At 38.2% G+C, this 23,884-nt stretch carries 19 protein-coding genes; 13 read left to right on the top strand and 6 right to left on the bottom strand.

Annotation, left to right across the window (positions count from 1 at the left end):
* The first annotated feature begins 114 nt into the window (after positions 1-114).
* From A3EM_RS0120265 to A3EM_RS0120205, 12 genes are all read left to right on the top strand, one after another.
* Positions 115-1,014 (top strand): sugar phosphate isomerase/epimerase family protein, encoded by a 900-nt coding sequence (locus A3EM_RS0120265; protein WP_020530075.1) that lies wholly within the window; start codon positions 115-117, stop codon positions 1,012-1,014.
* 130 nt (positions 1,015-1,144) lie between these two features.
* Positions 1,145-2,344 (top strand): Gfo/Idh/MocA family protein, encoded by a 1,200-nt coding sequence (locus A3EM_RS0120260; protein ID WP_020530074.1) that lies wholly within the window; start codon positions 1,145-1,147, stop codon positions 2,342-2,344.
* 51 nt (positions 2,345-2,395) lie between these two features.
* Positions 2,396-3,796 carry a Gfo/Idh/MocA family oxidoreductase gene (locus tag A3EM_RS0120255; protein WP_020530073.1) on the top strand — a complete coding sequence of 467 codons (1,401 nt, stop codon included), beginning with the start codon at positions 2,396-2,398 and terminating at the stop codon, positions 3,794-3,796.
* 251 nt (positions 3,797-4,047) lie between these two features.
* Positions 4,048-4,827: an SDR family NAD(P)-dependent oxidoreductase gene (locus A3EM_RS0120250; protein ID WP_026210443.1), complete on the top strand. Its 780-nt coding sequence runs from the start codon at positions 4,048-4,050 to the stop codon at positions 4,825-4,827.
* A gap of 34 nt (positions 4,828-4,861) precedes the next feature.
* A complete protein-coding gene (locus A3EM_RS0120245; protein WP_044239189.1) occupies positions 4,862-5,818 on the top strand; it encodes an ROK family protein in 957 nt (318 codons plus the stop codon).
* A 139-nt stretch (positions 5,819-5,957) separates the two neighbouring features.
* Complete coding sequence (locus tag A3EM_RS0120240; protein ID WP_020530070.1) at positions 5,958-6,737, top strand: sugar isomerase domain-containing protein; 780 nt, start codon at positions 5,958-5,960, stop codon at positions 6,735-6,737.
* A gap of 1 nt (position 6,738) precedes the next feature.
* Positions 6,739-8,109 (top strand): FAD-dependent oxidoreductase, encoded by a 1,371-nt coding sequence (locus A3EM_RS0120235; protein WP_020530069.1) that lies wholly within the window; start codon positions 6,739-6,741, stop codon positions 8,107-8,109.
* 153 nt (positions 8,110-8,262) lie between these two features.
* Complete coding sequence (locus A3EM_RS0120230; protein ID WP_020530068.1) at positions 8,263-9,291, top strand: hypothetical protein; 1,029 nt, start codon at positions 8,263-8,265, stop codon at positions 9,289-9,291.
* Positions 9,292-9,719: 428 nt separating this feature from the next.
* A complete protein-coding gene (locus A3EM_RS0120220; protein WP_020530066.1) occupies positions 9,720-10,568 on the top strand; it encodes an MBL fold metallo-hydrolase in 849 nt (282 codons plus the stop codon).
* Positions 10,569-10,603: 35 nt separating this feature from the next.
* On the top strand, positions 10,604-11,554 hold the full coding sequence (locus A3EM_RS0120215; protein ID WP_020530065.1) for a phosphotriesterase family protein: 951 nt from the start codon (positions 10,604-10,606) through the stop codon (positions 11,552-11,554).
* A 9-nt stretch (positions 11,555-11,563) separates the two neighbouring features.
* Entirely contained in the window at positions 11,564-11,827 is a 264-nt protein-coding gene (locus A3EM_RS0120210; RefSeq protein WP_020530064.1) for a hypothetical protein, read from the top strand.
* Positions 11,828-12,092: 265 nt separating this feature from the next.
* Positions 12,093-12,443, top strand: coding sequence for a hypothetical protein (locus tag A3EM_RS0120205; RefSeq protein WP_157637991.1), 351 nt, complete (start codon positions 12,093-12,095; stop codon positions 12,441-12,443).
* A 37-nt stretch (positions 12,444-12,480) separates the two neighbouring features.
* Here A3EM_RS0120205 and A3EM_RS0120200 read toward each other — a convergent pair whose 3' ends face one another.
* From A3EM_RS0120200 to A3EM_RS0120180, 5 genes are all read right to left on the bottom strand, one after another.
* On the bottom strand, positions 12,481-13,008 hold the full coding sequence (locus A3EM_RS0120200) for a hypothetical protein (protein WP_157637990.1): 528 nt from the start codon (positions 13,006-13,008) through the stop codon (positions 12,481-12,483).
* A 379-nt stretch (positions 13,009-13,387) separates the two neighbouring features.
* The gene (locus A3EM_RS0120195; protein ID WP_169513392.1) at positions 13,388-13,768 is read right to left on the bottom strand and encodes a hypothetical protein; all 381 of its coding nucleotides are present in this window, start codon (positions 13,766-13,768) and stop codon (positions 13,388-13,390) included.
* Positions 13,769-13,826: 58 nt separating this feature from the next.
* Positions 13,827-14,948 (bottom strand): amidohydrolase family protein, encoded by a 1,122-nt coding sequence (locus A3EM_RS0120190; RefSeq protein ID WP_020530060.1) that lies wholly within the window; start codon positions 14,946-14,948, stop codon positions 13,827-13,829.
* A gap of 21 nt (positions 14,949-14,969) precedes the next feature.
* On the bottom strand, positions 14,970-15,938 hold the full coding sequence (locus tag A3EM_RS0120185) for a hypothetical protein (RefSeq protein ID WP_157637989.1): 969 nt from the start codon (positions 15,936-15,938) through the stop codon (positions 14,970-14,972).
* 231 nt (positions 15,939-16,169) lie between these two features.
* Positions 16,170-18,548 carry a family 78 glycoside hydrolase catalytic domain gene (locus A3EM_RS0120180; RefSeq protein ID WP_020530058.1) on the bottom strand — a complete coding sequence of 793 codons (2,379 nt, stop codon included), beginning with the start codon at positions 18,546-18,548 and terminating at the stop codon, positions 16,170-16,172.
* Between the two features lie 356 nt (positions 18,549-18,904).
* On the opposite strand from A3EM_RS0120180, the gene A3EM_RS0120175 reads away from it, so the two are divergent.
* Positions 18,905-20,089, top strand: a complete 1,185-nt coding sequence (locus tag A3EM_RS0120175; protein WP_020530057.1) for an FG-GAP repeat domain-containing protein — start codon at positions 18,905-18,907, stop codon at positions 20,087-20,089.
* A 72-nt stretch (positions 20,090-20,161) separates the two neighbouring features.
* Here the strand turns inward: A3EM_RS0120175 and A3EM_RS0120170 are convergent, their stop codons facing one another.
* Entirely contained in the window at positions 20,162-23,635 is a 3,474-nt protein-coding gene (locus A3EM_RS0120170) for a caspase family protein (RefSeq protein WP_020530056.1), read from the bottom strand.
* Positions 23,636-23,884: the final 249 nt, after the last annotated feature.

The following is a 23,884-nucleotide window of genomic DNA, read 5'->3' as shown; positions in this document are numbered from 1 at the left end:
AGCCGCCTCAATGGAGGGGGAAACGATTCTCCCCTTCTGGAAGTGGTTCGGCATTCCGAAGTTAGGGGAAGATCTTTAACATCTTGTTGTTTTGAAAAAGTAAATGATCTATATATGAAATTGAAAATCAAACTAATAACCTTTATTTTTTTTACTTTCTCACTGATTGTTAACGCACAGAAAAAGTCAATTGAAAATCCTTTTTTCTCTTTTAACACAGGTATCAAAAGTGGTGGTTACGAAACACTTGAGGAGCAGGCAAAACTTTTAAAAGATCTGGGTTATGATGGAGTGGAAAAAGAAGGAATCGATGGTTTTTCCGCCATGCAAAAAGCCATTGAAAATGAAGGATTAAATATTTATACCAATTATATAAGAGTAGATCTGGACAATGAACCGCAGCCTTATGATCCACGAATTGAAGAAATTTTTAAAATGGTTGAAGGAAAACCTACTATGATCTGGTTGCATGTGGTGAGTAAAAAATATAAACCTTCATCAGTAGAAAATGATGGAATAGCAGTACCAATTCTTCAGGAAATTGCAGATATGGCTGCCCAATACAATGCAAAAGTAATGCTCTATCCTCATGTATATTTTTGGATAGAATGTGCTGAAGATGCCATAAGAGTGGCAGAAAAAGTAAACAGAAGAAATTTGGGGATGACTTTTAACCTTTGCCATTACCTGGCGCATTGCCATATGAAAGGTATTGATCCAATACAAAAGTTTCCCTCAATAGCGAATGCATCAGTTCCATACTTATTTGCCATAAGCTTTAACGGTGCAGATGCAAATCCTGCAGATGAAAAACAAATATGGAAGTCATTTATTCAGCCACTGGGTGAAGGTGATTATGATACATATAATTATTTAAAAACTTTTCTGGACCTGGGATTTACCGGCCCGGTTGGATTGCAGACTTATAATATCAAATTAAACAGTGATATTCATTTAAAAAAGTCAATGGAAACCTGGCAGTCTTTTAAGAAGAAATATACTGCTGGGAAGTAGTTAATCGATGGATGCTGCTTTTCATTTATCAATAGAGGTTATAGTAAAAGCCTTAACTAATATAAGTTTTAAGCAGGCAAAAGATCAGTTTACAAAATACTAAAGCATAAATTATTTAAAAAAACAGAAAATGAAAGGACATAAAATTACAATGTTGGGCACAGGTTTAATTGGTAACTTTTACACCATGACTTTGCACAGCCAGAGGGGAAAAGACCGGGTGCAAACCATCTATTCAAGATCAGAGGAGAGAGCGAAAAAATTTGCCTCCGATTGGGGAATTCCCAAGTGGGAAACGGATATGGAGAAAGCAGTCAATGATCCGGAAACGAGTGTAGTGATTATAGGATTACCAAATAATCTGCACAAGGAAGCCATCACTCTGGCTGCCAAGGCTGGTAAAGCGATTTTATGTACAAAACCACTGGCCAGAAGCGCAAGGGAGGCCAAAGAGATTTTGGATATTGTGGAAAAAGCAGCTGTATTTGCCGGATATCTGGAAGATTTGGTCTATACCCCCAAAACCTTAAAAGCCATAAAGTCAGTTCAGAATGGGGCATTGGGAAAAGTGACCTGGACAAGATCAAGGGAAGCACATCCTGGCCCTCACAGTGACTGGTTTTGGAATTCGGAAGTTTCAGGTGGAGGAGCTATTGTGGATATGGGTTGCCATTGTATTGAAATCGGAAGAAATTTTATAGGAAAAGATATTTTGCCTGTAGAAGTCATGTGCTGGGCAGATACCTTAGTGAAACCAATCAATGCTGAAGACAATGCAGTTGGCCTGGTAAAATATGCTACAGGTGCAGTGAGTCAGTTTGAGGTAAGCTGGTCATATAGGGGAGGAATGGATTTGAGAGATGAAGTCGCAGGAGTAGAAGGGACAATTAGATTAGACCATTTTTTAAGAACAGGGTTTGAATTATTCACTGCAGTAGGGGAAGATGGCTATGTAGCCGAAAAAGCGGAATCGGAAACGGGCTGGTTATTTCCGGTAGGGGATGAAGCTCATGCCTTGGGTTATAATCACATGTTTACTGATATGTTTGATGCTATTGATAAAGGCACGGCACCAATGGAAACTTTCTACGATGGATATGTGGTGAATGCCATTATGGATGCCTGCTATAAATCTGCTAAGACTAAAAAATGGGAACCTGTGGAACTTGAAGACTGGAGAGGCAGAACTGATGTAACCAGTGGGATTGACATGGTAGAATATGATGCGGATCACTATTTGATCAAAACCGAAAAATTACCCGATGGTCGGGATAAAGTTATTTTGAAAAACAAAAATACAGGAGAAATCAGCCAGAAAGTGACTGGATGATTCAATTCAATACACAAAATTTTTATTTAAGTTTTTGAACTAAAAAGATTAATGAAAATGAAAAAGAATAGAAGGTCATTTATTAAAAAACTGGGCGCATCTTCTGCTATTATAGCAGGTGCTCCAACTGTATTATCTGCAAAAAACCGCAATCAACATGTGGAAATATTAGCCCATCCCAAAGAGGAAAAGAAGAATATTTCTGCTAATGATAAAATCAGAATCGCCTGTCTGGGAACCGGTGGAATGGGAATTGGCGATACACAAACGGCTTTAATGGTGGATGGGGTTGAGGTAGTTGCTGCCTGTGATTTGTATGATGGAAGGTTGACAAAAGCAAAAGAGTTATGGGGGAAAGATATTCAGACCACAAGGGATTATAAGGAAATTATTGATCGGGATGATATTGATGCAGTAATTGTGGCTACTTCCGACCACTGGCACGAGAAAATTGCCATCGATTCTATGAAAAAAGGCAAGGCAGTTTATTGTGAAAAACCAATGGTGCAGTATGTGGAGGAAGGTCATCGGCTCATTAATGCACAAAAGGAAACCAAACAGGTTTTTCAGGTAGGCTCTCAGTTTGTGAGTTCAATTATCCATGCGAAAGCTAAAGCACTTTTAGCTGCTGGAGAAATTGGTAAATTGAATTTTGTAGAGGCTCAATTTGATAGATTTAATGCGATCGGAGCATGGCAATATTCTATTCCACTGGATGCCTCGGAAAAAACGGTGGATTGGAAAACTTATGTCAGCAATACCACCAAGCGTGATTTTGATCCGAAAAGATTTTTCAGGTGGAGAAATTACCTCGATTATGGTACTGGGGTTTCAGGTGATTTGTTTGTGCATCTGCTTTCTATGTTACATTTCATTACCGGCTCCAAAGGTCCGACTTCCATCATGTCTATGGGGGGATTAAGGTACTGGACTGATGGCCGAGAAGTACCTGATATTCAAATCGGTATGTTTGAATATCCGGAAACGGATGCACATCCTGATTTTAATCTGGTTCTAAGGGCAAATTTTGCCGATGGTTCTGGAGGAAAATACCTTTTCAGACTGGTAGGCTCGGAAGGGGAAATTTCTGTAGGGTGGGATGAGTTGAAATTGACCAAAAAGAAATTGCCAAAAGCACCTGGTATGTCTATAGGATCTTTCCCAGAAGCGCAGAAGGAAGCCTATACCAAATGGTATAATGAAAAATATCCTGAGGAATATGAAATGGTAGCTCCTGAAGAATTTATCTTCAAAACACCAAAGGGATACAAGGGAGATCGCTATTTGCATTTTAAAAATTTCTTCGATTCGGTAAGAAACGGGACCCCGGTAGTGGAAGATGCAGTTTTCGGAATGAGAGCAGCCGGTGTATCTCTGGCGGGAAATAAAAGTTACTTCGAAAAGAAACTGGTGCAATGGGATCCTGAGAATATGCAAATAAAGGAGGTTTAATGATAAAAAATATAAGAGATATTTTGTCTTGGTCTTTGGGTAAAAACCATGAATAAAATTATTCCTCTCTGGAGTGGTTCGGCATTCCGAGGAGAAAGGAAAGGTTTTTCAAGTATAAAAACCTAATTCCAAAAATATTCTGTGATCAAATGCGCAGTATTTTATAATTATTAAATACTGATAAAGAGTGCGATAATTCTTGAAATAAAATAGTATCTGGTGCTGTTCGGATGCTTAAAAAAGTAGAAAAAATGCTAAAGGATAAAAAAATTGTAGTCATTGGAGGAACCACCGGATTAGGTTTTTCTGCCGCCAAAGCTTTTGTAGAAAATGGTGCTCAGATAGTAGTAGTGGGCAGAAAAAAAGAAAGCTGTGATAGTGCGCAGGAAGCTTTGGGGGATAATTGCTTGGCATTCAGGGGAGATGCTACAGATGAACTGGTCGCTGAAAGAGCCATCGCTTTGTGTAAGGAAACATTTGGTGGATTTGATGGTCTTTATCATGTAGCTGGTGGAAGTGGAAGACGATTTGGAGATGGCCCTTTGCATGAAATTACTCTGGAAGGATGGAATAAAACTTTCGAACTAAATCTGACTTCCATAATGCTATCTAACAGAGCTGCAGTAAAAGCTTTTTTGGAAGACGGTAAAAAAGGAACCATCCTGAATATGGGATCGGTGTTGGGCTACTCGCCTTCCCCTAAATATTTCGTGACACATGCTTATGCAGCAGCCAAATCAGCAGTAATTGGCTATACAAAATCCATAGCTGCCTATTATGCCGAAAATAACATTCGGATTAATGTACTGGCTCCTGCTTTAGTGGAAACGCCAATGGCACAAAGAGCTGCCAATGATGAGGTAATTCAGAAATTTATTAAAACCAAACAGCCTATGGATGGCGGAAGAATTGGAAAACCAGAAGACCTGGATGGGGCTGCAGTTTATTTTATGTCCGATTATTCTGCATTTACAACTGGACAGGTGCTTTCCGTAGATGGCGGCTGGAGCATAAGTGAAGGACAGTATTAAGCAACCCTCAAATTATCATGAAATAGCAAAAGCAATGGGAAATTACGCGATAGGAATAGATTTGGGAGGCACAAATATCAAAGCTATTCTCATTAATGAAGATGGGGAAATTTTAGCACAGCGCCAGCAGCCCATAATTGATACTGTAAAGGACAATGGGGCTCAATGGAAAAATTCTATTAAGGAATTTATTGAAGAACTTAAGAGCATATCCGGAGTCAATACGGAGACTATTGGAATTGCGGCTCCAGGTTTACCAGATCATTCAAACCACAATATTTCTTTTATGCCAGGCAGGTTATATGGCTTAGAAAACTTTAACTGGTCGGAGTTCCTGCAAGAGGAAAATGTGATGGTTATAAATGATGCCCAGGCAGCATTAATTGCAGAAAGTAAAATTGGGGCAGGGAAGGATTATTCCAATTTGTTGATGGTGACACTGGGTACCGGAGTAGGTGGAGGAATAATGATAGATGGGAAAATCCATCAGGGAAATGGACAGCGGGCTGGGCACCTGGGCCATATCTCCCTGGATTTCCAGGGCCATTGTGGCATCACCGGAATTCCGGGAAGTCTGGAAGATGCCATAGGGAATTCCACAATTGAAAAAAGGTCTTTAGGAAAATATCTTTCTACAGCCTCATTGGTGGAGGACTATAAAAAGGGGAAACCATTTGCCTCCTGGATTTGGCTGGATAGTGTGCGAAAATTAGCCATAGGGCTGGCTTCATTTTGCAATGTGCTCTCTCCTGACAAGATTATCCTTGGAGGAGGAATTTGCAATGCCGGAAAAGCTTTGTTTACCCCACTGGAAGAATTTATGGAAAATTATGAATGGAAACCTGGAGGCTTAAAAGTCCCTATTGTAAAAGCCAAATGTAACGAGTTTTCCGGAGCAGTAGGTGCAGCTTTTTTTGCCATGGTAAGTTCATCTGAGGAAAAGTTGAGAAGTTGGAAGTTGGGAAAAAATAAAATCGGAACCGGACTTTAGTATCAAGCGAAGCAAATACTTGAGCCTTTTCATAATGGAAAGTTTGCAACTTTCCTGCTTACTGGTGATATAATCGCCTTTTTCAGGCATCCTTGTTACAAATAAGGATGATAAATATTAAAATCAAAACCTAAAAAAAATGAGTTTAACCTTAGATTATTTGGAAAAATGCAAGGATATTATTGAAACTGTTGCCAACCAGAAAGATAAAATATTAATTGCTGCAGAATGGTATGCAGAGTCAATTTTAGCAGGCAGAATGGTGCATTTATTTGGTTCGGGTCACAGCCGGATTATGACCGAGGAAATGTGGCCAAGATATGGTTCTTTTCCGGGTTTTAACCCCATTGTTGAGCTGTCCCTGAGCTTTCATAACCTGGTGGTGGGTGCGAACGGACAAAGGCAGGCTATGTTTTTGGAAAATGTGACTGGTTTGGCCGGTAGAATTGTAAGAAACTTTGCTTTAAGCGATAAAGACTCTGCTTTGGTAGTTTCTTCAAGTGGATGTAATGTGGTGCCTATCGAAATAGCTGAAGAATTCCAGAAACAAAAAGTTAAAGTGGTAGGCTTAATTTCCAAAAAGCATTCTGATGAAAGTACCAGTAAAAGAGCCGATGGATTGAAACTAAGTGATTTTTCTGATTTGGTACTGGATACCGGGGCACCTGTGGGAGATGCTATGGTCAAAGTTCCCGGACTTGATACACCTGTTTCCCCCGGTTCCACTGTTGGTGGAGTACTGATCGTAAATACCATAAAAGCAGAAGTAGCCAGAATTCTTACAGAAAATGGACAACCTCCGAAGGTATTAAGTGGAGCTGCGGTAGTTGGGCCGGAAAGAGCAGTTGAATTATTTGAATCTGCTTATGATGAGCATGCCCACCGATTGGCGAAGTTGTATGAAAATGTAGGCAAATAAGATGGGAAGCATTTTTAATTTTGAACAGATTCCCATATTGGCGAAAACCGATGTGCTGGTAGTAGGAGGAGGCTCGGCTGGTTGCGTGGCAGCTTTGGGAACCAGAGAAAGCAGAAAATATAAAGTATTGCTTATTGAGCGGTATGGATTTCCCGGAGGCTCATCTACTCAGATGTTGGATACTTTCTATGGTTTTTTTACACCGGGAGATACTCCTAAAAAAGTGGTGGGGGGATTGCCAGACAGGGTAGTGAATAAACTGGATGAAACTAGAGATATTTTCCTCCGACCAAATACATATGGAGCAGGAACGGGAGTAAATTATAATCCGGAAAGACTGAAGTGGGTGTGGGATCATTTATTGGAAAGTGCGGGTGTGAAAGTTGCTTTACATACCACTCTGGTAGCTGTAGAGGAACTCGGGGACCATCAGATCTCCTGTGTGGTGTGGCATAAAAGTGGTTTTTTTAAGATCATTACTAAAAAAGTGATAGATGCTTCCGGTGATGCAGATTTTTGTCATTTGGCAGGATTATCTTACGAAAAAGCCGGAGACACTGATCCTGCCCAAAGTATGACTACCACCTTTCGCATGAGCAATGTGGATTTGGAAAAATATGAGAGGGAGGGAGGTAAAAAAATGGCAAAGGCAAAAATGGCAGAAGCAGTGGAAAAAGGAACTCATCCACTGCCGAGAAAGGAAGGATCTGCCCATGAAATGGTACAGAGGGGTTGTATTTCTACAGTTGCAGTGAAAGTAGCAGACCTCGACCCTCTGGATGTTTTTCAAATGAGTCAGGCTGAAAAAGAAGGGAGAAAACAGGCTTTTATCTATGAGAAATTTTTTCAGGATGAGATTCCGGGATATGAAAACTCCCAAATCATAGGGCTTTCTCACCAGATTGGAGTAAGGGAAACCAGAAGGGTTTTTGGCGAAAAAAGACTGACTAAAGAGGATTGTATGAGTGGCAAGGTAGAAAATGATTCTATATTGCTTTGTGGTGCTCCAATTGAAGATCACCGAAAGGGAAAGGATGGGCAGAGTGAAACTTTCTGGCAGTATGTGCCCAACGGAGGAGTTTATGGTGTCTCTTACGGAACCATTGTTCCAAAAGGAATGGATACTGTATGGGTGGTAGGCAGATGTTTTTCTGCAACTCATGATGCACATGCTTCCTGCAGATCGATGGGACAAACCATGGGATTGGGAATGGCTGCAGGATTAGCCACCTCAATGGCTTTGGATAAAAACTATGGTGCAAAAGATCTGGATGTAAAACAATTACGAGAAGTAATTCTTGAAAAAGGGGGAATCCTTGAGTTTCCAGATAAAGCTGCGGATGTCTCCAGGGATGGATGGAAGAATAATTAATTTTAGGAATTGGTGATTTGGGGTTGGTGATTAGTTTTTAAGACTTAGAGACAAAAACGTCCTAATCACCAATTCCTAATCCCCAGTCACTAACAACTAATAACCAGCAACTAACCACTAACGACTAATCCCCAACTAAACTAAATGTAAAAAATGAAAGAAACGCCCATTAGAACAACAGTTATCGGAAGTTATGCATTTCCCGGATGGTTAGAGTTTGCCAGTCAGCATCTTGATAAATTTGGAGAGGCAGATATTGCTGAAATGCAGGAAGATGCAGTAATTGCTGCAATTCACGATCAGGTTTCAGCAGGTCTGGACGTGATTACTGATGGAGAACAAACTAGATTTGATTTTAACCTGTCTTTTTACGGGTTTCTAACTGGTATTGAGCAAAATGAAATCAATCCCAGAAAATTTGGCCCTCCTGCCCACGACCAAAGAGGAAAACATTTAATTACCGGAGATATCACTGCTCCAAATGGCCTGGGTGTGGTGGAGGAGTTTGAAAGACTGAAAAAACTGGCTCCTGAAGGTCCTGTCTTAAAGGCTAGTATTCCCGGGCCATTTACGCTGAGCGGAAGACTTTTACCGAATGCCCAATACAAAGACAGGTATGCTATTACTGAAGCCCTTATTCCAATTGTGAGGGAGGAAATGGAAAAAGTGGTGGCAGCAGGCTGTACTGAACTCACCATTGATGAGCCATCCATGAGTTGCTATGCCTATAAAGAAGATACTAAAAAGTTTGTAGATATTTTTAACAGAACAGTTGAACCAGTGGTTGGGAAATGTAATTTGTCTACGCATTTGTGCTTCGGAAATTTCAAGGGTCATGCCGTGGGTTATCGGAAAATTTCTCCAATGATTCCCGCTTTTCTTGATTTTAAGGTTAACGAAATGCATGTGGAAATGGCGAATAGAGAATTTGCGGAAATAGAACTGATTGAACCCATTGCCAAAAAGATGAATGTAGCGGTAGGAGTGGTAGATGTGAAAAGCTATTACATTGAAACAGTGGAAGATATCAAAGAAAGCTTAAAGCTTTGCCTCAAATACGCACCGGCAGATAAACTATCTATTGCTCCGGATTGCGGATTAAGCCAGACAGCCAGGTGGGCGGCAAGGAAAAAACTAGAGAATATGGTAGCCGGAGCAGTAGAAATGAGAAAGCTGATATAGAAGAAAGGGGAAGATTAAAAATTCTAAAAGTGTTAATAGCAAAAGTTGAAAGTATTATAATCTTCCCGAAATAATTAGAAATAGCTAGAATTACAATGTAGATTTTTCCAAATACTGACAAAGGGGATATGTCAAATTACCTTATTTGTTTTGAAAGGAAAATAGGGCGGGTTGTCAGAAAGGCGGGGAGGTGTGTTGGTATAGTGTGGGAGGAAGCATCTTTTGAATGGTCCGACACTCGGCTAGACTTTTTTTGCTTCCTTTTTTGTGGCAATGACAAAAAGGAGCCGGGCTTGCATTCAAGTCGGGTTGAAAGGTGAAATCCTTTGGAAGTAGGATGGATAAATAATGTATTGAAAAGGGGGTAAAACTTTTTCAATAAAAATAGTCTAATTGACAGGAAAAAATAGCTTCAAAAAAGAATACAAATGCAATTAATCAAACCAAAATTACAAGGCAAGGCATTTCTGGATGATGTGAAAAGTGCCCCTGCAGGAAAAAATGAATTTTATATGTGGTGGCTGGGGCAATCTGGATATTTAATTCAGTGGGATGGAAAATTCATTTTGCTTGATCCTTATATTTCCGATTCCCTCACCAGGAAATATGCTGCTACAGAAAAGCCACATGTCCGAATGACTGAGTTGGTCATCCGGCCGGAAGATTTGGATTTTATTGAAGTGGTGACTTCAAGTCATAACCATACCGATCACTTGGATGGAGAGACATTGATTCCCCTAATTGAAAAAAATCCGGATATGAAAATGATAATTCCGGAAGCAAACAGGGCTTTCGTGGCCAATAGAATCAAAATGCCTGAAGGTTTCCCAATTGGTTTAACTGATGGAGAATCAATAGAGATAAACGGTTTTAAATTTTCAGCAGTTCCTGCAGCCCATGAGGACCTGGCCAGAGATGAAAAGGGAAATTACCATTACCTTGGCTACCTGATACAATTTGGTGATTTCACAATTTACCACAGTGGAGATACCCTGATTTACGAAGGTATGGTGGAGAAGCTGAGCGCTTTCGATATTGATGTGGCTTTACTTCCCATAAATGGCCGAGACCCCAAAAGAAAGGTGGCTGGTAACCTGAATAGTGAGCAGGCTGTCTGGCTAGGAAAGGAAATTGGGGCAAATGTGGTGATTCCCTGCCACTATGATATGTTTACATTTAACACTGCAGACCCGAAAGATTTTAAAGTTATTGCCCAAAAAGAAGAAGTAGGGTATAAGGTTTTAGAAGGAGGGGAAAGATTTGTGTATAAATATTAGGACTACAATTTCAAAAGCACCACAAATCTAAATTTATGAAATTTGCCAGAACTGTATTAGGAGATATTCCTGTAGAGCAAATGGGTTTGACCTATTCCCATGAGCATATTGTAATTGACGAAAGTTACCCGACTTTGGGTAATGAACTTTTTCTGCTCAATGATGTGGAAAAAATTTCCAAAGAGTTGAAGGAATTTTACGATTTGGGAGGGAGAACCATGGTGGATACCATGCCGGCTGATGCGGGAAGAAATGTGCTAAAATTGGCTGAAGTTTCGAAAAAATCAGGTGTGCAAATCATTGCCCCAACGGGAATCCATCTTGAAATCTATTACCTGCCCAACCATTGGCGGTATAGTTATTCGGAAGACCAGCTGACACAACTGTTTATTGATGACGTAAATATTGGAATCGATAAGCATGACTACAATGGCCCTTTTGTAGAGAGAACTAGTCATAAGGCTGGTATGATAAAACTGGCTACTGGTGATGAGCCTATCAGTCCACATCAGGAAAAAATTTTCAGGGCAGTGGTGAATGCCCATCTGGAAACTGGGGCGCCAATTTTAACTCATTCTAACTTTGGGAAACATGCAATTGCCCAAGCTGAAATGTTTGACAAGCTTGGTGCTGATTTATCCCACATTGTCATTTCGCATGTAGATCGTTACAAGGATGTGGGGTATAACAGGGCTTTATTACAAACCGGTATAAATGTGGAGTATGATAGTGCTTTTCGGTGGAAATCTGGTGATGAAAACTGGACTTATAAATTACTAAAAGAATTACTTCCGGAATTTCCTGCCCAAATTACCATGGGAATGGATGCTGCTAAAAGTTCCTATTGGAAATCTTACGGTGGTTCACCTGGACTATCTTTTTTACTAACCACCTTTAAAAGCGATCTGAAACAAATGGGATTGGCTGAATATTTCGACAAAATATTCTTTGAGAACCCTCAGCGGTTATATGCTTTTTTAAAATAATTAGGAAATATGAAATTAAAACAATTAGTTTTTGGCTGCTTAATCATGATCGCAGCCTGCCAGCATGAAAAACATGATGTTCTTGTACAGCCATCTGTAGAAAGATTTAAGAAAGTTACACTAACTACCGATTTGGAAGAACCTATGGAACTGGAGATTCTACCAAATGGTAAAATCCTTTTTGTGGAAAGAACCGGGAATATCAAGTTGCTCAACCCCCAAAACAGAAAAGGTAAAACTGTTGTCAAAATTAAATATTTACCATGGACATGAGCATGGGTTGTTGGGAGTGGTTTTTAATCCAAACGATGAGTAAGTCTCTCCGTTTTATTTAAAATAATATTTTTGAAAAAATCTGGTTTACAGTATTGATGATTTGATTTTTGAGTTGGTAATTAAAATGTGCTAAATGATTAATTACTTATCATGATAAATGTGAAATTGTAATTAAATTTTGGTAATTTTTACATCTTTTATGGCTGATATACACTTTTATCAAAGCAAATTTATTTTACGTTTTTTTAACTGTGAAAAGAATTTGCTAACCTCCAAATGGCAACCTACTTCAGCAGAAATGGTTACGACAGATTTTAAAAGGGAAATGACACTGCTTATAGAACACATAAAAAAGTTTAAAGCACAATACCTCCTTACCCTTACAAATGAGATGCAGTTTACCATTTCTCCTGAACTTCAAGAATGGGTGATTGGCAATATTATCCCTGAGTTACAAAAAACAGGTTTGAAAAAACAGGCTATGATTGTCCCCCATGAATTTTTTGCAAAGCTTTCTGTTGAACAAACTATCCATGATATCAATTCTACTAAAAGACCTATAACTAAAATTTTTTCTCATAAAGAGGGTGCTATGGAATGGCTATATAATTAGATTACATATCATCAAAACTTAGTTTTGTGCAAGTAGTCTAATTCCCAGCCGTTTCCAATTCAATTTTTGGTTGATTTGCTCCACCTTTTGTGAGTAGGATATGCAAAGCTAAAACTGCAGTGGATACTACAATAAAGATGATAGAATTGAATTTTATTAATTCAAAACTCCAGAACAGGGGCGTTTGAAATGTTTCTGTTAATTCTATTTGTTGGCTCACTTTTGCGGCACTATAATCCAGCGTATTCCACTTTTCATGAGATTTTTCCATTTCTGAAGCCACATAGTTTTTATTTAGAAAGGTGGCATTTATAAAATATCCGGCCCCTAATAAACCAATTCCTATGGCACCAATAGCTATTAAATGAATGATGTTTTTTACTACTGATTTGATTTTTTCAATTCTTAAAAATGCCATAGCCACTATTCCATAAATGCCAAAAAATAGCCCTGTCATTATAATGGCTGGAGTGGAATTGGTGGTAATTTCATGATTAATAATGGTCCAAATAGTTAAAGCTAACCCAAGGATAGCTCCATAAATCAGGGTCTTGTTAAGGTTCATAGTTTTAATGGTTGTAAGCAGAGCAAAAAAAAATGTAAATTTTAAAATAAAAAAATAATTTAAGTAGTAATTCAAAATTAAGCTTATATTTTTTTGCCATAAAGGACTGATAGAGAGATTACTATTTCTCTGAAATAATAGTACCCGTTGTGGAGCACCCGGTGTGGAGTACCCGGTGTGGAGCACTGGTGCTTAATCAAGAGGTTACCCTTAATTCTTAAAATTAGGATTTCTTTTATAAAATGCAAACAATCAGGGAATTAGAAACCTTTTTTCTTTTGAAATGGGTGAAGTTTAGAAAAATAAGTTATAGAGCATGTTTAAAATTTAGGTTTTCAAGCGAAACAGTTAAAATTTAAACATGCTCTTATTGGAAAGATTATCTTTCCGATAAATGCTTTTCCAGGGCATTTTTTAATTTTTGAAAAGTGTTTTCGTTGAGTTTGATTCTGGCAATTACAGGATCGCCTATTTTGAGCGTTCGGAATTTGAACAGTAAAACTTTTGATTCTTCTGTGCCTTTAATTTCCTCCCAGGGAATAAACAGCGGAGGATGAAAAAGCCTAAACAGAAACAGCACACTTAGAAAGATTCCTTCATCATTGTATTTCAGGATGAGGGCATTTTTGTACCTGGTTTTGTTGATATAGCCACTGATTAACCCCAATGATTTTGCAATTGGAGGTTTTTCTATTTGGAATTTTCCAGCCAACTTACTCCAACCTCCTTTAGAAATTAAAAAAGTTATAAAAACCCACATTCCAATAAAAAGAAAAGGGAATAAAATAAATTGGAGCCCCATGATTTAAATGATCTGGTTACACATCAAAGAAGACTGTTTGTAAAAACCTTTTGGGATTTTCCACTGCAATTTTTTGAAAAATATTTTCCCCCATCACCTTTCTGAAATTAAGGTAAAGTGCTGATTCTGTTTGTTTTTCCTGAGTGGTCATGTAAAAATCAGTTCCGAATAAGATTTTATCAGCCAGTTCGGGATTATTTTCAATTTCCTTTAACAACATTTGATTAAAGGCTTTGTCAGCCAGTGAGTAGGATACATCAGTAAAAATGTTGGGAAAATCAGGATTTAGAAGCAAATTTTTAATTTTTTCAAACAATTCTTCTCGCTTAAAGAGGGCTTTTCCTTTGCCAGTGTAAAAATCCCAACCAAAGTGGGCAAAGCAGACTTTTAAATCTGGAAATTTTTTGAAAACGGCTTCAAAATGATCCGGATGAATGAAATTGTCACAGAAAAGAGCATTGGTCTCACTGGGCTCAATTTTTGGTACATAATCTTTGACGAAGCTATTCGGATTTTGAAATTCGGAAGGCATGGTTTCCCCGGCAAAATAAATCCCTCCCTGACCACAATGGGTAATGATTGGAATTTCATGTTGAACGGCAAACTCATAAACCTTTTCTAAACCAGGATCGAAAGGGTAATAACCTAATGGTGGATATAGTTTTATGCCATTAAAGCCTTTACGAATATATTTTTCTAAAAAGTTTTTATTGCCTGTGGGCGTATCCGCCCTGGGATCGATATGGACAAATGGCAGAAAAGTGTTGGGATATTTTCTCTTCACTTCCATCATTTCATCCAACTGCTGGGTATATGAATTTTGCAGAGCACCTAACCCTATAAACTTAAAATTCAGCGGCAAAACCACAAACTTTGTGCCCTCAGGATAAGCCTTTTTCTCCTCTTCAAAAATCAAATCCTGAGTTTCCATAAGTCCAATTAATACAAAAGCCAGATGCTTGGACAGAAATGGATTTTTGATGAGTCTGGCGGCAATTCTGGCCACTTTTTTTTGCTGTAATAACCTTTTTAGGATAGGGTGGAGGACCCTTGGCACTTTCCGCATTCCATATTGCAGGAAGTTGTCGGGGGTGTTTTTGATACTAAAAGTATGGATGTGGGAATTGATAATTGTCATTCCTTTATTGTTTTATGAAGCTTATTTGTCTTTTTGTGCTGAACTTTTTACACTCATAACTTTCCCCAGTATCTCAAACCAAAGGGGCGCTCCGAATGAAATAAAAAGGGCACTCATAAGCCAGCCAATAATTGAAATGAGGCCTTGTATAAATAAGTTTTGTTTAATAGGTTTAGGTGATTTTTCCAATTCATTTTTGTTATTGAATAACTCATTTAATTTCCATCCAATTGGTAATTCCTGAAGTGATTTTAAATCCTGATAAACTGTTTGCATATCGCTTTCCTCAGGCATTGAGCTAATTTTATTTTCCTCATACCAATTGGTGGCTATGGAAGTTACTTCCCCTCTAAGTTGGTGGTTTTGCCAAAAAGACTTGGCAATGTGTATAGAATTGACATTTAGAAAAATGGAAATGATTAACCCCAAAAGAAACAGGCCTTTTTGAATCCTAATTTTAAACCATCCTCTCACCTGTTCCATATAGTAGGAAAACCAGGTGGAAATATTTTCTTCCAGTTCTTCCTGCGTTCGGGCATCTTTGCAGAATGTTTCCAGCCATTTTTTAAAATCGCTGTATTGAAGTGTTTCCAGCCCTGCTTTAAATCGCAAAAGTTTGTCCTCTAATAATTCTCCTTTTTCATAAACAATATCACCATTTCCCTTTTGCTCAAATTTTCCTTCATTCTTTTCATATTCATCGCCAATGATATCGATTAGTACTTTGGTAAATACCTCATTGGGGATGTATGGAGGATAACTGGTTTGCTTTTTCTTCAGTAAATCCACCAGGGGGTGGTTGTATAAAATATCTGCAAAGTTTTTATTGAGATGATCATTCATAATTTCCTCTATGGACCACCTAAGTAGTTTTCCTCTCGTCTGGCGGTATTGTAACCACCATTCATTGAGGGTGGAAGCCAGTGTGCTGAGGGTAAAATAGAAAAAGATAAAGGAAATACCGGTATCAAGGATAGGGGAGAGTAGCATTTTTTGGTTAGACTTGAATAAAAAATAAAGGCCAATGAAATTCAGTATGAATCTGATTTCCATTGGCCCTAAAATAACACTAAGCTTTGGAAAATGATAATGCTTTCCCTTTGAAAAATTTAATTTCTCAAATTGCTTAAAATTGGTTGAGTAAATTTCCAAAAGGCAGTATCCCAAAAAAAACAGATCCCGCTTGCAAAGAATGAATATTTTTGTGCTGCTTAAATAAAATTAAAATTTTATTTTTTGATCTCCGGCTTTTAAGGCCGTTTGTTTTCCTTCCCATTCGAAAATCCCTGTTATTCTGGGAGGAAGTGTAACCGTACCTTCAATACCATTCTTAGTTTTATTTAAATCCACTACCAATGCTCCATTGGGATGAGGGATGCTCCCTTTAATCTTGTTAAGATCGCCCAAATTCGGAGCAATTTTCACTGTTTTAAATCCAGGAGAAGCGGTTTCAATACCACAGATTAAGGCCAGAAAGTCGTAATTAGGACTTGCACTCCAGGCATGACAGTCCGATCGGGTAGGATCGGGTTTTTCAGCAAAGGTGGTCAGTCCAATGTCGAGCATTTCCTGCCATGGCTTTATCTGTTCCAGATATTTATGTCCATATCCACTTTTTTTCATGGCTTGGAATAAATAAAATTTAAAGTAAAATGAGGCCTGAATAATGGATGTATCGTACATGGTTTTCTCCATAACTGCTGAAACGGATTCCTGAGGAATGGCACCAGATAATATAGCCAGAATATTGGCATGTTGGCTGAAAATTGTTTTTTCCGGAGTATCGGCAATTAAGCCCTTTTCTTCATTCCAGCATAAATCGTAAGTGGCCTTTTTAAGATCCTCCGATATTTTAGCATACTTTTCGGCAAGGTGTTTTTCTCCAAAAGCATTAAAAAGTTGAACTGCGTAATCAATGGTATAGGCATACTGTAAAGAGATAATGGCCGAGTTGCCATCCTTTACTCCGGCTGGTACTCCTCCAATTCTATCCACCTCATTCCATTTCCAGGCCTCCGTCCAGTCTACAAAATTCCACCATTTCATGGCACCAAGCATTTGATTTTCATCCAATTGTTGTTCATACCATTCCAACACATTTCTTACTGCGGGAATCAGGTCTTTCACAAATTTTTCATCATCCCTGTGCATCCAGTAATCGTGGATCATAGTGACCCAGAAAAGGGAATAGGTAGGAATCAGTTGCATTTTAGAACAGGGGTATCGGCTTTGTGTGAGGCCATTAGGCAGGATTGAATTTTTAAAATTAAGGATTGATTTTTTCATTAAACGGTCATCTCCAGCTACATAAAGGGAAATGAATGCCTGGATTCTGGTGTCGCCCACATATTGCAATTGCTCATAATAGGGGCAATCCACATAAGTTTCCAGTCCACATAATCTGGCTGTTCGCCAACCTGTATCCCAAATTTTCTCCAATGCTTCATTATCAGAGGAAAAGCTGCCTTTTTCCTCAAATGGATAAACTGATAAATAGCCGTAAAAGTCTTCAATTGTAAGTGGAGCATTTCCTGTTTTGATATCAAGCTGAATATAGCGGTAAGTTCTGTTCCATAAGGGATGATAAGTTTGGTCCACATTACCATCAGGTAAATAGATGTCAAAATAACCTCTCATTTTTTTCCCTTCAATTTTATCTCTGTTCCCTTTCTGGTTATTTTCGTCAAACAGGGCTTCACTATAGGTAATTTTAATTTCACTGCCTTTCCCTCCTTTTACTTTTAGCTCCGGATAGCCAACTGTAAGGTAAGATTGATCAATTAAAACTTTTACTTCAGTATTTGCAGGAATGGCGATTGGATTATTTCCGGTTAAAAAGTCATCATTTATTTCAATCCCTTCAGTGCGGACAATTTTTTTCATTCTTAGTAAATCCATGGTCATTTGAGGGATAGTCCTTGGAGTAAGCAGCCATGATCCATCCGTGCCCAGTCCTATGGGTTTGGCTCTTTCTATTACCCTCACATTGTTCCAATTACTGTCATCAAAAGCCAGTTTTTCCCATTCCCAGGGGTATTTTGCGGCATCTAGTTTTTCACCAGCACCTACTACCAGATAGGCGTTTAATTTGGCCTCATACAGTGGAATTGGTTGATAGGCTTCATTTTTCATCACCTTCCAGGAATCATCTGTGTTTACTATCCATTCTTTTTCAGTATTTCCCTGAACCACCAGAGCAGTTTGTTGGGTAATCTGGGCTGCAGGAATATGTTCGCCAAAATTCCAGACTACTGCAGCCAGTACATTTTTCCCGGGTTGTAAGTATTCCGCAATATCATAGGTTTCGAAGCGCCAGTTTTGTAAACTTCCCCGGGATGGACCATTTCCAATATAATGTCCGTTTACAAAAAGTTTGTAGCGGTTGTCTGCTGAAATATTTATGATAAATTCTTCCGGTTTTTGGCTTAAGTCAAATGATTTTCTAAAGTGATACACTCCATAATTTTGTAAGAATTCATGAGGCTGACTTACCCAACTGGCTTCCCAAAAATGGGTAAGCAATTTTGGATTGAATTTTTCCTGGGCAATTGAGGAAAAAGAAGTAATTAAAAAAAGGTACAGCAATAAGTGAATTTTCATATTTAGACTATTTTGAAAATAATTTTGGGAATTTCTAAATTCTGTAGCCTAAATCAAAACTTCCCTCTATAAATAACTATCCTTTACTGTCCGGGCTTGATTTTCTCGTGAATTTCCCCGTTATTGAATAGAAAGGTTTTTCCTGCTAAACAATTTGTGGAAATCCTTGTTCCATAGAAACTAAATTCAAATGGTTTGTTTGTTGTTGGTAATCAGATGATTAGCTGCCTGAAAAACCATACTTGTTTCGTGTTAGTCGCACTAGCTTGTTCTACATATGCAGCAACAACCATGGTCAGAAACTTATTAAATTCTGATTTCAAACTTCAGTTTTCTAACCTTTAAAGCCCAAACCTATGAAACTTATTTTTCCCGTTTTTTTCGTAATTATTTTCATTTCCAGACTCTATGCGCAGGAAGTGCTACCTCCAAAATTTGAAGCCCAGGTGATAGATAATGTAGTGGAGATTGGATATGGCTTAGCCATTGGTGATGTGGATGGAGATCAGAATAAGGATATTTTAATGGTGGATAAAAAGCAGGTGGTATGGTACAGGAATCCGGATTGGAAAAGGTTTGTAATTGCCGAAAATTTAACCGAAAGGGATAATGTTTGTATTGCTGCCAGAGATGTGGATGGCGATGGGAGGGTGGAAGTAGCAGTGGGTGCCCAATGGAACCCTGGAGAAACTTCAAACAAAGAGGAATCAGGAGCCGTTTTTTACCTTGCTGCACCTGAAAATCCGGAAGAAATGTGGGAGGCAATACCCTTGTTTCATACACCAACAGTTCACCGAATGCATTGGGTAAAAATAGGGCAAAGTAATTTTCAACTGGTTATGTTGCCTTTACACGGAGAAGGAAATAACAACGGGGAAGGAGATCCTGTGAAAGTCATCATTTATGATTTGCCCTCCAAACCTTCAGTAAAAAATGCATGGCAGTTCGGTTTTATTAATACTGGAATGCATAAAACACATAATTTTGATATAGTTACTGATGAAAAAACCGGGGCCGAAGGGTTGCTAATTGCTGGACAGGAAGGAGTGAAAATTTATAAAAATAACCTTGGGAGGTGGGACAATGGAGAAGAGTTACCCAAAGTAAGAGGTGCTGGAGAAGTGCGATGGGGAACTTCCAATAAAAAGAAAAATGATAGATTTTTAGTAACAATTGAAGCAATGCATGGCCACGAGTTGGTTTTTTATGATAATTTCAAGTTTGGCAAAAGAAAGGTTTTGACCGGAAGTTTGAACCAGGGCCATGCGCTGGCTTGTGCGGATTTATTGGGTAAAGATTTTGATCAGGTGGTTGTGGGATGGAGAAATAAGGACAATGAGGAAAAAGTAGGAATTAAACTTTTTGTGCCTGATAAAAGATGGTCAAATTGGAAATCATATATCATAGATGATGATAATATGGCTTGTGAGGATTTGAAGATTGCCGATCTGGATAATGATGGTAAACCGGATATTATCGCTTCAGGAAGAGCAACTAATAATCTGATTGTTTATTGGAATAGAAGTGAACTTTCGAATTAGAATCCATTAAAAAAACAAACCCCAGGTTTCATGTGGAAACCTGGGGTTTGTTTTAGTGTAAATATTTGGAAATTAATACTTCATGATTACCTTGTCATCAAAGCCATAAAGTTCCGGAGTTTGTGTCCGGTTGTTCAGTCTCCTGGCCATATAGGTGACGTTTTCTTGCAAATAGGCACTCATTTCACTCATTACTAAAACTCCGTCTTTATTGGTGTCTGCCTCTCCCTGCAGCCCTTTCAGGAAGTAATAAGTAAACAAGGAGTGTTTCTTTTCAGGATACCAGGAAGAAACCTGATCTCCAGCTGCTGAGGTGAAAACCAGTGAATTTTCCGAAGCTTTAATTTTGTTTTCAGTTTTTATGAATACAGGGGAAATGTTATGCAGCAGCATTCCCTGATCAGAAGAACCGCTGAAACAGGCATCTACTACAATGGTCAGGTTTCTATAAGGCATTTGAGCCAGGTTTTCATAAAATGTATTAATTGAGTAACCATTAAATGCTACCAATGACGGATTACAATCCACTGGTACAAAATACCCTTCCTTACTTTCCGGATCTGGTGCACCATGGCCACTGTAGAAAACGAAAACATCAGATTTCCCAGGCTTTATCAGATTATAAAGCTGAGCTTTGTAATTTCCTTTTTTACCGAATGTACTGTTAAAATCTGATTGTGAAGCATTGGAAAAATAGATAATATTGTTTTCATCGAAACCAAATGCTTCAATCAGATACCTTTTCATGATTTGGGCATCCTGGATGGCAAAATCCACAGTAGGCACATCTGAGTTTTTATAATCCTTGTTTCCAATAACCACAGCAATGGCATCAGGATTCTGCACATTTACCTGAGGAATATTTTTATCCACATCGGAACTTAAGGACACCTGTCGTATTGGGGTATTGACCTGGATGTTTTTGGATGATACAACTACATTATTCGAATTCTGCAATTGCTGGTTCAGTTTCACCGCCATGGATTTGGTTTTGCCAAAACTACCCGAGCCTTCGGAAATCTGAGCAGTTACCGGAACATCTGTATCCGCATACCTTTTGTTGGTAAAGAATTCAAAGTCAATAGTTTTTGAATCACCCGGTCCTAAATTTCCTATGCTAAAAGAATTGTCACCCGCAGAAAATACATTTTGAGGCAAAGAGATATTTAATTTTACATTATCAGCCTGCCCCTGACCCACATTTTGTACCGCCATTTTCAGGTTAATGGGAATACCAAGGGCCATTTTTCCACCCAGTTCACTGGAGAACTGATAATCTACAATCTCCAGTTCCGGAGGCATAAAAGCAAAAGTTGGAATGGTGATTTTTATTGGGTCAGCATCAAATCCATTGTCTTCCAATACTTCTATATGGAAGTTCGCCTGACCAGTTTGCAACTGCATATTTCCTTTCACAGGGATAATCACTTCTTTTTCTGCTCCGGGGGCAAGGTCACCAAGATAATGTGTCGGATTAAATTCTAAACCACTTAATCGGGCTTGTTCGGTGACTTTTACCTGCATCGCTTTTGCAGGTCCTTTTCCCATATTCCTGATTACAAATTTAATATTAGTGGTTTCTCCTCCATCTATCTGATTGTCCTGATCAGTATCAGAAAAATTTAAATTATCAGTAACCAGATAGGCTGGTGCTGTTGGGGTATTTCCTCCCGGAGATACATTCCCTGTATTATTGCTCACATAAGTATTGCTGGAATAAGCACCTTTCTTTTTAAGATAAGAAACTCTTAAATAGTCAATCTGTAGCTCTGTTGACAGGGTGGCCAAAAAACCTACCCTTTCTCCAAAAACAGGTTCGTACGGCATGGTGTGCACCAGATTTTCATTGATGTACATATAATAATTTGCACCTATTTTTCTCACAGTTAACTTATTGAAACCATTTGGATCTATCTGGTCATTTTTGGTCCAGGGCACATAATATGACCATTCTCCATCAATGGTTTTACACACCCTAAAACTACCGTAGTTGTTGTAGCCCAGCCTAAAATCACTACTTTCTTCTTTACCCCAAAGCAGGGCGTTCAGGTAGCCTCCATCTCCTTTGGTAATCACTTTCATTCTGGTTTCAATTTCAAAATCTCTCGACTCGTCAAATGAAATTTTTCGGTATTTTGTCCATGCTCCGGATTTTCTGTAATGTTCAAAATGCAGGTAACCATTGGAAATCTTTGAACTTTGGTCATTTGTTTTTGACAAATCCCAGTTATTGACATCACTGTTAAAATCGTCTGAAAATATTGATTCTTTTTGGCTTGAAGAATAATAGCTGTAAGATCGGAAATCTGTGTCAGACTGGGCGTCCAGATAGGAAACTCTTAAATAATCAATTTGAATTTTTGTATGTGGAGCCACCTGAAAAGCTACCCGCTGACCAAAGAATTTTTTATTGCTCATAGAGTACAAAAACTGCTCATTTATAAAAAAATACAATTTCTGACCTACTTTCCTAATGGTTAATTTATTGTAACCATATTTATTCACAGCGGAAGAAGCAGTCCACTTTACATAATCATCATAAGATCCTTCATATTTATCAATTTTGTAGGAGCCATTTCCATTAAAAATGAAATCATAACTGTAAATATTTACGTTTTCATATCCCCAAAGCAATCCATTTGCACTGTATTCTTTCCCCTTTATATATTTCATTTTAGCCTCTATCTCCCAATCCTTATTTTCATCAATGCTAATTTCTTTGGAAGTCAGTTGGGCCTGATCTGTTAAAGATTCCCAGGAATAATAGCCATTTTCTACTTTTCCAACTCTTTTGCCCGGAGTTCCATATGACCAGCTATTTGAATTATTATTGAAATCATCGAAAAATATGTCCCTTTTCTGTGAGGTGGAAAAAGCAGAATAATTTGCCGGAGAGGCACTGAAAGACTTGAGGTAACCTACTGTGAGGTAATCGATATTAATGATGGTATTTGTTCCACACATAAACCCTATCCTGTTGCCAAAAAAGGGTTCAAAGGATTTGGTTTTTACCAGTGTTTCATTAATGAAAAAGTAATAATTATTTCCTACTTTTCTTACCGTTAGTTTATTGTAACCATCTTTATTTACAGCACTGGATTCTTCCCAGTCGATAATGCTTTCGTATTCTGAATTTACATACCGTGCGCTTCTTTTTTCACCATTGTCATTAAAACCAAAAGTGAAACAATCTCCATCGGATGATCTTCCCCAATTCAGCCCATTAAAATTGTATTGATTCCCAGTGATAAATTTTATTCTGGTTTCAATTTGAAAGTCCTTACTTTCATCAAGATCGACTTCTTTCCAGGTAGATCCTGAACTTTTAATTTGCGATTCCCAGTGGTAATAACCATAATTGACCTTTCCTACTCTTTCTCCGGCAGTGCCACTGCTCCAGTTATTATCGTTGTTATCAAATTGTTCATTGAAAACATAATCCAGCTGACTTTCCGAATAATCCGAGTAATTGGACTGGCCAAATAAATGGCTAAAAAAACAGGCATTAATTAGTAAATAGGTTAATAGTAATCTTTTTGTGAACATGTTAAAAAATTGTTGGTGGATGTGATTTTTGCAAAAACCAGATTTTAATTATTCAGGCTATATTTATGACATGTATAATTTAAAATAATTGCCCTGAATTTCAACTTTTTCTACGAAATGTTCAAAATTTTCCTAAAATCTTTCAGCATTTTGGGTCAGAAAAAAAATACCCGTTCCAATTGGGGTCAGAACGGGTAAAAAAATGTACCATTTCAGGTGTGTAAATTCTCTTCGTAAAGCTGAAAAAAT

This window comes from Flexithrix dorotheae DSM 6795, assembly GCF_000379765.1.
Taxonomy (GTDB): domain Bacteria; phylum Bacteroidota; class Bacteroidia; order Cytophagales; family Flammeovirgaceae; genus Flexithrix; species Flexithrix dorotheae.
The sequence above is the reverse complement of the archived record's forward strand: the minus strand, read 5'-3'. Positions and strand labels throughout refer to the sequence as shown.